The sequence below is a fragment of the Janthinobacterium sp. 64 genome (assembly GCF_002813325.1).
Classification (GTDB): domain Bacteria; phylum Pseudomonadota; class Gammaproteobacteria; order Burkholderiales; family Burkholderiaceae_D; genus Janthinobacterium.
In genome coordinates, this window is sequence record NZ_PHUG01000001.1 from 1024473 (window position 1) to 1035416 (window position 10944).

Consider the following 10944-nt stretch of genomic DNA (forward strand, 5'->3'; position numbering starts at 1 on the left):
AAATACATGCACAAGCCATTTCCTGCCGCCAGACTGCTGGCCGCCACCTTCGCCGCTGCGCTGATGCAGCCCGCCATCGCCGCCGACACCGCTGCAGAACTCGCGCCGCTGGACGTCGCCAATCTGTACATCAGGACCATCATCAATCAGGATGAAGCCAGCGTCGCCAAACTCAACGCCTACCTGCGCCCCACGCGCCTGGCGGGCCATCAAAGCGCCGAATACGCGTCGTACAGCGGCTTGAAGGAAGCGGACGCCAAGTTTCCAACGGCAACCGGCAAGCTGATCGCCGACCTGTTCCCGGCCCCCATGCGCGCAGCCCTGACGCCGGCCGCCGAACAGTTGGCCGCGAACGTCATCGCCGCCAAGAATGGCGCCGCCTGCCAAGCCACCAAGGCGGATCCGGCCACCGAGGAAAACGGCATGCAGACGGCTGCCGTCAGCTTCGAATGCCAGCTCGTCAAGGTACCCGTGGCATGGGCGCCTGCGGCCCAGCAACTGGCGAAGAGCGGCTGCAAGGTCGAGCAATGCAAGGCCGGCCTGGAAAAGATCGCCGCGACCTATACCAGTTCGCCGAAGCAGACCTGGCGCGCCGTGTTTGCCGTCAGCCGCGAAAAGAATTCGGAAGCGTGGCGCAACGATTTCGCGCGCGAAACGTTCGATGAAATCTGGGACTACCTGTAATTCTGGTGTCGTTTAGAATGGCTCGATGAACAAATTGACTCCGGTACCACAGCCCGCAGGCCTGGCCTTGCTGCGCCTGCTTGACCCCGAGCATATGGAAGGCGCGGTGGTCAAGCAAGCGCTGGCGCAAGACTTGCCTGCCCTGCACGGCAAGCAATTGCTGGCGCTGCTGCGCCGGCTGCGCGCGGCCCAGTCCAACCAGCAACACTATGCGGGCGCCAGCGTCGAGCAGGCGGAACAGCAATTCGGCGCCGCCATCGCCGCCGTCAAGGCGGAGCTGGCCACGCGCCCGCACATTCCCAACAAACAGGAAGCGAAGGCCCTGCGCCAGGCGGCGGCAAAGCGGCGCTGAACGGGTCTGCGGTGCGCGGGCGGGCACGGCCCTGCTTCTATAATCGGTGACGATACCTTGTTTCCCGCACTCAAAGGACTCCCCATGCCCACACGCTTTTTCCGCCACGTAGCCGGATGCGCCATCCTTGCTGTCTCCGGCATCACCGCCATGCAGGCGGCCCATGCCCTGGAGACAGGCCCCATCGATGCGCGCGCCGTGTGGCAGGAACGTTCGCTGTCGGCTTGCCGCAGCGAACAATCCCACACTGCGCCCGACGTCTGCCTGCTGCGCTCCATGCAGCGCTACCATGCGCACCCGCAAGCCATCGCCGCAGCCAAAATGCTGGTCAAGGCGAACAAGGCGGGTTTCATCTCCGCCTGGCGCCCGCTGGGCAAGGCGGCCCTGGCCACCGTCACCTATCCGTTTCGCGCCAACACGAATGAAGGCAGCTTGCTGATCGGCAGCGATGGCGCCGCCATCGACGTCGACGAAGACGCCGTGCGCGAGGAAGACCGCGCTACAGCGGCCTGGCGCGCGTTTGCCGCCGCCCATCCAGACTCGGTTCCGTTTGCGCCCGCCGATTTCGTCGGCAGCACGGCCACCGATGATGGCGGCCAGCGCCTGCTGTTTTCCACGCCCATGAAGAGCTGCCACGCCTGCGCCGACGATGGCGCGCTGCTGGTCGCCTATACGCTCGACAAGGCGGGCGTCGTGCTTGAACGGGAACTCTTGACGATCAAGTAAGGCTGCATCAAGGATAAGTTAGAATTGCCCGATGGCATGTCCATACGCGTACATGCCATCTATCCACTACTTATCTCGGGAAAACATGCGCCGCTCTTGCCTTGCACTGCACCTCACCGCCGCCCTGCTGCTGTCGATCCCCTTCCACTGCGCTACCGCCGCGCCGGCCGCTGCCGCCAGCGCGGCCACCCCGCTCGTCATCGGTGAAAGTTTCAGCATCGATTCGCAGGCGCTGCAGGAACAGCGCCACATCAATGTCTACCAGGCGCGCGCCTGGGATACGCCGCCCGATGCGCCGCTGCCCGTGCTGTACATGCCGGACGGGGGCGTGGCGGAAGACTTTTTGCACGTGGCCGGCTTGCTGCAAGTGTCGGTAGCAAATGGCACGATGCGCCCCTTCATGCTGATCGGCATGCAAAACACGCAGCGCCGGCGCGACTTGACGGGCCCGACGCAGAGCGCGGAAGACCGCAAGATCGCCCCCGTGGTGGGCGGCTCGCCAGCCTACCGGGCCTTCATCCGCGATGAACTGATGCCGGAGGTCCGGCGCCGCTACCGCACGACGGGCGAAACGGCCATCGTTGGCGAATCGCTGGCGGGCCTGTTCGTGGTGGAAACGTATCTGCTGGAACCGCAGCTGTTCGACCATTACCTGGCCTTTGACCCCAGCCTGTGGTGGAACCACGGCGCCCTGCCGCGCCAGGCGGCAGCCCTGCTGGCCAAGGGCAAGCCGGGCAAGCGCAGCCTGTACCTGGCGTCCAGCAGCGAAGCGGGCATCGCCGTCGAAGTGCAGCGCCTGGCCCAGGTGCTGGAGAAACAGGCGCCGCCAGGCTTGCAATGGCATCTGGAAAAGATGCCGGAAGAAACCCACGGCACCATCTACCATCCGGCCGCCTTGAAAGCGTTCCGCACCGTGTTCAAGCCGCAGTTGCCGGTCAGCCAATAAAACATGGACAAACTGTAATCTGGCGCGGGGCGTGCCGGCCGCCACTGGCAGGTAAAATCGGCGGCCCATCTTTCCCCGCCCGAGTCCCGTCCCCATGAGCTTTTTGCAACTATTGATTCTTTCCCTCGTCCAGGGCTTCGCCGAACTGCTGCCCGTGTCCAGCTCCGCCCACGTCATCATGGCGGAAAAATGGATGGGACTGGATCCGACCTCGCCCGAGCTGACCATGCTGCTGGTGATGCTGCACACCGGTACCATGTTCGCCGTCATCGCGTATTTCTGGGCATCCTGGCGCGCCACGTATTTCAGTTCGAGCACCGCCTTCCGCAGCAATGTGCTGCTGCTCGCGGCCGCCACGGCGCTGACGGGCATCGTCGGCTTCGGCTTGCTGAAAGCGATTACGCACGTCATGAGCAAGGATGCGCCCGGCTTTGAAATCGAGCACCTGTTCGGCAACGCCAAGCTGATGGCTGCCGCGCTGGCCGCCGCTGGCGTGCTGATCATCGTCTCGTCACGCCTGCAAGCGCGCCAGCACGGCACCTTGTCCATCGGCAAGGCCATGCTGATCGGCGCCGTGCAAGGCCTGTGCCTGCCCTTCCGGGGTTTTTCCCGCTCGGGCGCCACCATTTCGGCAGGCATCGCCATGGGCGTGCCGCAACGCCGCGCGGAAGAATTCAGCTTTGCCCTGGCCGTCGTGCTGACGCCGGCCGTGCTGGCCAAGGAAGGCTGGCGCTTTTACCAGGCCGTGGCAAATGGCAGCCTGGACCATCTGGAACACGGCAACAGCCTGCTGCACCTGCTCGGTCCCAGCCTGCTGGGCATGCTGCTCTCGTTCCTGGCCGGATTGCTGGCGCTGCGCTGGCTGTCGCGCTGGCTGGAACAGGGTCGCTGGCATTTCTTTGGCGCGTATTGCCTGGCCGCTTCCATGGTGGTGCTGTACGTAGGGTAAAATCGCCGGGTTTCCAGTTTATACACACATCCCAGCCAGGTTTTACAGAAAGCCAACGATGAATTTCGCCGCCACCGCCGCCCTCTCCCTTGCCATGTCCACCGATGCCTTCGCGGCCGCCGTGGGCAAGGGCGCCGCCCTGCACAAGCCGCAATGGCGCGAGGCGCTGCGCACGGGCCTGATCTTTGGCGTCATCGAAGCCATCACGCCACTCATCGGCTGGGCCTTGGGCAGCGTGGCCGCGCCCTACGTGGAAGCATGGGACCACTGGATCGCCTTCAGCCTGCTGGGCATCATCGGCTTGCTGATGATACGCAATGCCCTGTCCGACGCCGACGAGGACGAAGCGCCTGCCCAGTCGCACTCGTTCTGGGTGCTGACCGTCACAGGCCTGGCCACCAGCATCGACGCCATGGTGGTGGGCGCTGGCCTGGCCTTGCTGGGCGCCAACATCGTCGTCACGGCCGCCGCCATCGGCTTTTCCACCTTCGTCATGGTGACCCTGGGCGTGATGCTGGGCCGCGTGCTGGGCACGGTGGCGGGCCGGCGCGCCGAACTGGTGGGCGGCCTGGTGCTGATCATCATCGGTTGCGTGATCTTGTACGAGCATATCGGCCATCCGGCCTGACGAAGGGCCGAGCAACGGGCGCGCACGCCACAGGTGCCGGCGTGGCCGGCGGCGCGCTTTGTGCTACAGTCATTGCTCTGCATTCCTGTCTCGCAAGGTGACCATCATGGAAACTCTGGAGCTGCTTTTTGCCGCGCTGGTGCGCGAAACGGCCGTATCGATACGCGACCACCATGTCCCTTTTGCCATCAAGCACGACGAACGCGCCTATTTCGAGTGGATGGACGGGCACCCGATCAATGGCTATGTCCAGGAAGCGTATCGGGAGATCGAAGAAACCGCCCAGCAAATCCGCGCCATTCGCGCGGGGTGATGACGGCTGCCGCAAGCTACTGCGCGGGGGGCTTTGCGGCCTGCGATGCTCACCGTACTTATGTACGGTTGCGCTTCTTAGCCGCACATCCCCTCCGCTCGCTACGCTTGCGGCAGCCGTCGAGACGTTAGCTGAACCTTGGCTAGAATTGGCGGTCTTGATCAAAATCAAATGGCCCACTATTCCTATCGAATTGATGGCCCAATGCCGTGACAATGGGATTGGAGGTGAGGGACATGGATCAGCAACAAAAGCACCAGATCAGGGGTTATGAATTTCATGTGGCGGGAGCGCTGGAGAAGGATGGGCGCTACCGGGGCATGATTTTACTCAGCAAGCGCGGCGATACCCAGCAGGTGTATGCCAAGCCCGTACTGATCGAAACGCCGAGCAGTTTCAAGTCCGTGCATGCAGCCCTGATAGAAGCATCGGCGTATGCGCAGGAACTCATCTATAACGGCGCCATCAAGGCCTTGTTGCCAGCCGATGCTCAACTTGCTGGAAAACAGGCGCCGCAGCCTCCGGATTTCGTCGGCAACTGACGCAGGCAAGCCCATCCGGTCGTCCGGGGCGGCGCGTATAATGACGCGCTTTCCCGGATAAAAACTCAACACCATGGAATTTGTAAATTTACCGCTGGTCTTCCTCGTCGGCTGCGCGCTGATCGCCTTGCTGGCCAAGAAAAAGGGCTACTCGTGGTATCTGTTTTTCTTCGCGATTGCCGTGCCCGCCCCCCTGTTACTGCTGGCCTTGCCTTACGTACTGGGCGTGGAAACCGCATCGCTGACCTCCGTACGCCTGGGCGCCGCCCTGCTGCTGCCGCTTGCCGGCCTGGTGATGGCCCTGTGGGGCAAGCGCTAAGGCGATTTCAGCGTGCCGGCACGCCATCGGCCAGGCGCCAGCCGATCGACAAGGCCAATTGCTGCGCCTCTTTTTCATTGCTGCAATCGTCATAGTCGCAGGTATCCGCATACGCGCCGCGCGCCTGGTTCTGGCTGACATACGAGCCGACCCAGCGGCCGTCGCGGCGCTGGCTGGCCGTGGCGCTGATGGTAAAACCTTTGTGGATGGTGGGATTTTCAAAAGACATATTTCCTCCAGTGCAAGAAACGTCAATAAGCTGACTGGTCCCTACTGTGCGCCACGCGCCGCTGGCGGTCTGTACGTTTGATCACACACAGGTAGCGCGCACGCGGCTGCCCGCGCGTGGCCGGGCGATCGGGTATGATTTCGCCATGTGTGGACGATTCGATCAAAATGACACGGCGCGCGTGCTGGCGTCGTCTTTCGGCTGGACCGACGCGGTGTTCGACAGCGAGGCCGAGCCGCACCTAAACGTCTCGCCCGGCACCTACCGCCCCGTGCTGCATATCGAGGATGGCGTGCGCCGGGTCGACGACGTGTTCTGGGGCTACCGGCCCGCCTGGGCTGCACAGGCCGTGCCCGCCCCCGGCAAGAAAAAAATCCCCATCGCCATCAATGCCCGTCTGGAAAAACTCGCTGGCGCCTACTGGAAGCCCTTGCTGCGCGCGGGGCGCGGCATCGTCTGCGTGCATGGCTGGTATGAATGGACGGGAGAAAAAGGCGCGAAGCAGCCGTGGCACATCCACCGCCGCGACCGCGCGCCCCTGTTCCTGCTGGCGCTGGCCCATTTCGGGCCCTGGAAAGTCAGCCGCGAGGAAGCGGGTTTCGTGCTGGTGACGGCCGACAGCCTCGGTGGCATGGTCGACATCCACGACCGCCGCCCCGTGGCCGTCAGCCTGGAAGACGCGCACCGCTGGCTGGCCCCCGAGCTCCCCCCCGAGCAAGCGCTGCACCTGGCGCGCAGCTGCATGCTCGACGTGGAACTGTTCGAATGGCATGCCGTCGACAATCCGCTGGTGCCGTCCACCAAGGCCAGGACACGCTCAACGCCTGCTGCGCAAAGCGCGTTTGACTGGGGAACGGACTAAGGCAGGCGCGCCAGGCGGCGCCACAGCGCCTCCATGGGCCCTTGCCGAAAATGGCGCAGCCAGTAGCGGCTGAGCAGCACCTGCCCCGCCATGATCACTAGCACCAGGCCCAGCATCTCGGCCGGACGCAAACTGGCGCCCCAGCCCAGGCCCGGCCCCTGCAGCAACCAGGTGCCGATCACCGATTGCAGCAGGTAATTGCTCAGCGCCATGCGTCCCACGGGCGCCAGCCATGCCCCCAGCCAGCGCAACATGAACGGGCCAGCCAGCATCAATGCCGCCACGTAGCCGGCCGCCAGCACGGGGCCGCCGGCGAACAGGGCCACTTCGAACAGGGCCGTATCGAACACGGTTTGATAGGGATCAGCGACCTGCCACGCGATGGCGCCCGCCGCCAGCAGATTGAATGGCAAGCCCAGGCCCAGTCCCACGGCGCAAACGCGGCGCCACAGGCGCCGGTGGCGCTGCGGCTGCGTCAGCCAGCCACAACGCACGGACAAGATGCCCAGCAAGAACAGCACGATGACGTGCGGCAGCATGACGGTGGCGTACAGCAAGGAGACGAGGAAATCGTTGGCGCGCAGCCTGGCCACGGCCCATGCGCCGCCTTGCGTGTAGGTGGCGTAACGCTCCGCAAAGCCTTGCAGGTCGCGCGCGATGTCCGGCGCACCGCCCTGCTGGCCCACGGGAATCAACAGGCACATGAATAACAGAAAACCGGCGGCGACCAGCCAGGCGCGGTTGCGTATGCGGCTGAGCCTGGCGGATGCCAGCGGCAGGATCAGCATGCCGGCAACGGCGTATGAAGTCAGCACGTCGCCGCTCCAGATGAGGAAACCGTGCAGCAGGCCGAACACCAGCAGCCAGCGCAGGCGGCGCCGGTAGGCCGCTTGCGCCTGCTCCCAGCTGCCCAGTTGGCGCTGCAGGGAACGTGTCTGCAGGGCAAAGCCGGCGCCAAACAGAAACGCAAAGATGGGATAGAACTTGAATTGCGCCAGCGCCGCGACCAAAAAAATGACAAGCTGGTCCAGCACGGGCGGCTGCGCCGGCAAGGTGCCGTAGCGCAAGGAAATCGTGCCCCAGGCAAAGCCCCAGATATTGACCAGCAAAATGCCAAACACGGCGATGCCGCGCAGCACGTCGAGCTGCAGCAATCTGCCGGGCTTGGCGACCACGGTGTTCAGGGCCGCGCCAGGGTCGGGTAATCGGTGATCTGCAGGCTGAAGCCGGACGCATCCGATTGCAGGCGCGCCTGGCCGCCGAACGGCAAGGTGACACGGCGGCGGATGTGGCCGAATTCCAGCCCCGTCAGCACGGGCACGGGAGAGCGCTGGCGCACATAGGCCAGCATGGCATCGAAATCGTAGCCCCTGTCCATGGGACTCAATTTATAGGCGGAAAAATCACCGAGCACGATCGCGTTCTGGCGCTGGAGCACGCCCGCGTGCAGCAATTGCAGCAACATCCGCTCGACGCGGTACGGGTGCTCGTTGACGTCTTCCAGAAACAAAATGCCGCCATCGACCTGGGGGAAATATGGCGTACCGAGCAGATGCACGAGCATGGCCAGGTTGCCGCCCCACAAGGTACCCACTGCCTCGACCTGCGGATTGTCCTCCGCCGTGCCAGTGACTACATGCGTGGGACCGGCCAGGCAGGACCACAGCTGGTCGAGCGTAAACTGTTCCGTTTCATCGCGCGTAAAATCGTCGCAGAGCATGGGGCCGGCAAAGCTGGCGCGGCCCGTTTTCGCCAGCAAGCCCATGTGGAAGGCCGTGAAGTCGCTGTAGCCGACAAACAATTTACGACTATCGGCCATGGCCTGAAAATCGATGTCGGGCAGGATGCGGCTGATGCCGTAGCTGCCGCGCAAGGCGAGCACCACTTGCACGTCCGGGTCGGCGGCGGCCGCGTTCAGCTGCGCCAAACGGCCCGCATCCGTGCCGCCGAAGCGCTGGAAGGTGTGTTCGGGGTCGTAGTAATTGTGGACGGTGGCGCCTTGCGCCTGCAAGCGGGCGATGCCGCGCGCCACGGCAGCTTCGTCGGGCGCACAACCGCCCGGCGCCACGATGGCGATGCCAATCTCAGGTGTCTTCAAAATGCCCGTGCCTTCAAAAGTGGTCGGCGCGCCAAGTAGCTTTTTAAGCTGGCTGGGAGCGCATCTGGGGCGCCATCTTACCTTGCAGATGCACATCGATCAAGGCGAGCAGGCGCTCGATCAGCTGGGGCGGCATGTCGTGTCCCATGCCTTCGATCACTTCCAGCCGGGCGCCTGGAATCAGCGCCGCCGTATCGATGCCGCAGGCGACGGGGATCAAGGGGTCGTCCGCGCCATGGATCACCAGCGCCGGACAGCTGATGCTTGGCAACAAGGCCGTGCGCTCGCCCGAGGCGGCAATCGCCACCATTTGCCGCGCCACGCCTTCCGGGCAACTGCCGCGCTGCAGCGCCGCCTCGATGCGCTGGTACAGCAGCTTTTCCGACACGGGATAGGCGGGGCTGCCGATGACGCGCACGGTGGCCGCCATGTGCGCCATCAGTTCGGCGCGGCTGGCGTTGCGTTTCGGACGTTGCAATAGCGCATTGCGCGCCGCCCGCGTGGGGCCGGGCAAGCCGCGCCGGCCGCTGCTCGACATGATGGACGTCAGGCTGAGCACCCGCCGCGGCGCGCGCGCCGCCATCACTTGCGCGATCATGCCGCCCATCGACACGCCGATCACGTGCGCCTGAGTAATACGCAGGGCCGCCAGCAAGTCCAGCGCATCGTCCGCCATGTCATTGAGGGTATAGGAAGTTTTCAGGGGCCAGCCGATGAGGTTTTTCACGTAGGCCAGCGGCAGATATGGTTTGCCCGCCTGCGCCATCTTGCTCGACAGGCCGCTGTCGCGGTTGTCGAAACGCACAACCCGAAAACCTTGCTCGACGATGCCTTCGACGAAGTCCGCCGGCCAGGCGATCAGTTGCATGCCCAGGCCCATGACCAGCAGCACGCACGGATCGTTGGGGTTGCCGTGGCTTTCATAAGCTATGTTGAGGCCGTTCGCCATGATGGTTGCCATGATTGCCTCTCGTACAGGAACCAGCACGCAGGCACGATCGCTGCGGCCTTGGACTCAGCATACCACTATTGTGATCTTGCCATCACGACTCATGCGAAAGTCGAACTCAATTGTTGCCGCGCCGGTACGCCGGGCGGCAACGGTGCCGCTACTTACTTGGCCTTAGGCAAGGAATCGGCCAGGTCCACCCAGCTTTGCGGCTGCGGCTTGCCGCGCTCGCGCACGCCGAAGAAGGAGACCACTTGCGTGCCGTCGTTGTCGAAGAACTCGACGGAAGTGACGCCACCGCGCTTGACGACCCAGCCGCTGCGCAGGGCCGTGTCGCGGATGTGCAGGTTGAAGTCCGGGTCCAGCACGTTGAAGAAACCGCCGGCGGCCATGGTTTTTTCGATCTTGCCGCTGTAGATCTGCGTCAGACCTTCGTTACCCAGGAATACCATGATGGCGACCTTGTCCTTCGCCGCGTTTTCCAGCAGGGTGCGCAGCGCTTGCGGCGTCACGCGCTCGACCACGCCGGCCGGCGCCAGGCGCAAGGCCTGTTCACGCGTCAGGTGGAATTCGCGCATGATTTGCGCGAACTGGTGCACGTCCGTCATGTCTTTCCAGGCCAGCTGGAATTCCTTGACGTCGATCTCGGCATCCGGCTTTTCCGCCGCTTTCGGTGCCACGGCCAGCACGTTCAATTCCGCGCTTTGCTGCGGCAGGCGGAAGGTCGCCACCAATTTATCGTAGACGGCCACGCCCGGCTCGTTGCGCACATAAATCTTGTGCACGGCCGTGCCGTTGGCATCAAAAAATTGCAGACTGCGCGTGGGCTTGCCATCGCGGCCCGCTTGCTCCACGGCAAATGCATATTTCCAGTTTTCAAAGTGGAAACGCAGGTCGATCTGGCCGCCCAGGTAGCCACCGGCGATATTGCGCTGGCGCGCTTGCGTTTCCGGGTCCTTGGCGTCGGCCTGCTCGGACTTGTCGCCCGCCTGCTTGAACTTGCTGGCCACGCCCGTCGTTTCGATGACGCCGTTTTCATTGCGCGTGATCGCCTGCACCACGCCCAGGTCCAGCGCGGCGCGCATGATTTCGCGTGGCTGGTTGCCGTCGGCCTGCAGGCGCGTGACGCCCTTGCCGATGTTGGTTGCCAGCAATTGCGCTTCGGACACACCCAGCGCGCGCGCCGCGTCGCGGATCTGCAATTTCGGCTGATCGGTGCGCAACGTGGACCAGCGTTCCGCCAGGGTGGCTGGGGCCGCGCTTGCGTTTGCAATCAGCAGGCTGCCTAGCAGGGATAGAACGAGTTTGGATAACTTCATAGAGAGACCATTCAATCAAACATGGAAA

Annotated in this window: 15 protein-coding genes; 10 read left to right on the forward strand and 5 right to left on the reverse strand. The window is 63.9% G+C overall.

The window, feature by feature from the left end; all coding sequences use genetic code 11:
* Positions 1-6: 6 nt before the first annotated feature.
* The 9 genes from CLU91_RS04495 (at position 7) to CLU91_RS04535 (ending at position 5459) form a co-directional block, all read left to right on the forward strand.
* On the forward strand, positions 7-684 hold the full coding sequence (locus tag CLU91_RS04495; protein WP_157814592.1) for a hypothetical protein: 678 nt from the start codon (positions 7-9) through the stop codon (positions 682-684).
* Positions 685-709: 25 nt separating this feature from the next.
* On the forward strand, positions 710-1036 hold the full coding sequence (locus tag CLU91_RS04500; protein ID WP_100873176.1) for a hypothetical protein: 327 nt from the start codon (positions 710-712) through the stop codon (positions 1034-1036).
* Positions 1037-1120: 84 nt separating this feature from the next.
* A complete protein-coding gene (locus CLU91_RS04505; protein WP_100873177.1) occupies positions 1121-1762 on the forward strand; it encodes a hypothetical protein in 642 nt (213 codons plus the stop codon).
* Positions 1763-1847: 85 nt separating this feature from the next.
* A complete protein-coding gene (locus tag CLU91_RS04510; protein ID WP_100873178.1) occupies positions 1848-2708 on the forward strand; it encodes an alpha/beta hydrolase in 861 nt (286 codons plus the stop codon).
* Positions 2709-2802: 94 nt separating this feature from the next.
* Positions 2803-3657: an undecaprenyl-diphosphate phosphatase gene (locus CLU91_RS04515; protein WP_100873179.1), complete on the forward strand. Its 855-nt coding sequence runs from the start codon at positions 2803-2805 to the stop codon at positions 3655-3657.
* 58 nt (positions 3658-3715) lie between these two features.
* Positions 3716-4285 (forward strand): manganese efflux pump MntP, encoded by a 570-nt coding sequence (mntP, locus tag CLU91_RS04520; RefSeq protein ID WP_100873180.1) that lies wholly within the window; start codon positions 3716-3718, stop codon positions 4283-4285.
* A gap of 106 nt (positions 4286-4391) precedes the next feature.
* Positions 4392-4598 (forward strand): hypothetical protein, encoded by a 207-nt coding sequence (locus CLU91_RS04525; RefSeq protein WP_096235588.1) that lies wholly within the window; start codon positions 4392-4394, stop codon positions 4596-4598.
* 236 nt (positions 4599-4834) lie between these two features.
* Positions 4835-5140 (forward strand): hypothetical protein, encoded by a 306-nt coding sequence (locus CLU91_RS04530; RefSeq protein ID WP_100873181.1) that lies wholly within the window; start codon positions 4835-4837, stop codon positions 5138-5140.
* A 73-nt stretch (positions 5141-5213) separates the two neighbouring features.
* Entirely contained in the window at positions 5214-5459 is a 246-nt protein-coding gene (locus tag CLU91_RS04535; protein WP_100873182.1) for a hypothetical protein, read from the forward strand.
* A gap of 7 nt (positions 5460-5466) precedes the next feature.
* Here the strand turns inward: CLU91_RS04535 and CLU91_RS04540 are convergent, their stop codons facing one another.
* The gene (locus CLU91_RS04540; RefSeq protein WP_100873183.1) at positions 5467-5688 is read right to left on the reverse strand and encodes a hypothetical protein; all 222 of its coding nucleotides are present in this window, start codon (positions 5686-5688) and stop codon (positions 5467-5469) included.
* A gap of 145 nt (positions 5689-5833) precedes the next feature.
* Between CLU91_RS04540 and CLU91_RS04545 the strand changes: the two genes are divergently transcribed.
* Positions 5834-6550 carry an SOS response-associated peptidase gene (locus CLU91_RS04545; RefSeq protein WP_100873184.1) on the forward strand — a complete coding sequence of 239 codons (717 nt, stop codon included), beginning with the start codon at positions 5834-5836 and terminating at the stop codon, positions 6548-6550.
* On the opposite strand, the gene CLU91_RS04550 is transcribed toward CLU91_RS04545, so the two are convergent.
* The 4 genes from CLU91_RS04550 to CLU91_RS04565 all read right to left on the reverse strand — a co-directional run bounded on the left by CLU91_RS04550 (position 6547) and on the right by CLU91_RS04565 (position 10916).
* The gene (locus CLU91_RS04550; protein WP_232730624.1) at positions 6547-7725 is read right to left on the reverse strand and encodes a DUF418 domain-containing protein; all 1179 of its coding nucleotides are present in this window, start codon (positions 7723-7725) and stop codon (positions 6547-6549) included. The two genes, CLU91_RS04545 and CLU91_RS04550, sit on opposite strands and share 4 nt — an antisense overlap.
* Before the next feature lie 5 nt (positions 7726-7730).
* Positions 7731-8648 carry a muramoyltetrapeptide carboxypeptidase gene (ldcA, locus tag CLU91_RS04555; RefSeq protein WP_100873186.1) on the reverse strand — a complete coding sequence of 306 codons (918 nt, stop codon included), beginning with the start codon at positions 8646-8648 and terminating at the stop codon, positions 7731-7733.
* A 43-nt stretch (positions 8649-8691) separates the two neighbouring features.
* Positions 8692-9609, reverse strand: a complete 918-nt coding sequence (locus CLU91_RS04560; protein WP_100873187.1) for an alpha/beta fold hydrolase — start codon at positions 9607-9609, stop codon at positions 8692-8694.
* Positions 9610-9761: 152 nt separating this feature from the next.
* Entirely contained in the window at positions 9762-10916 is a 1155-nt protein-coding gene (locus CLU91_RS04565; RefSeq protein WP_100873188.1) for a hemin-degrading factor, read from the reverse strand.
* Positions 10917-10944 lie beyond the last annotated feature (28 nt).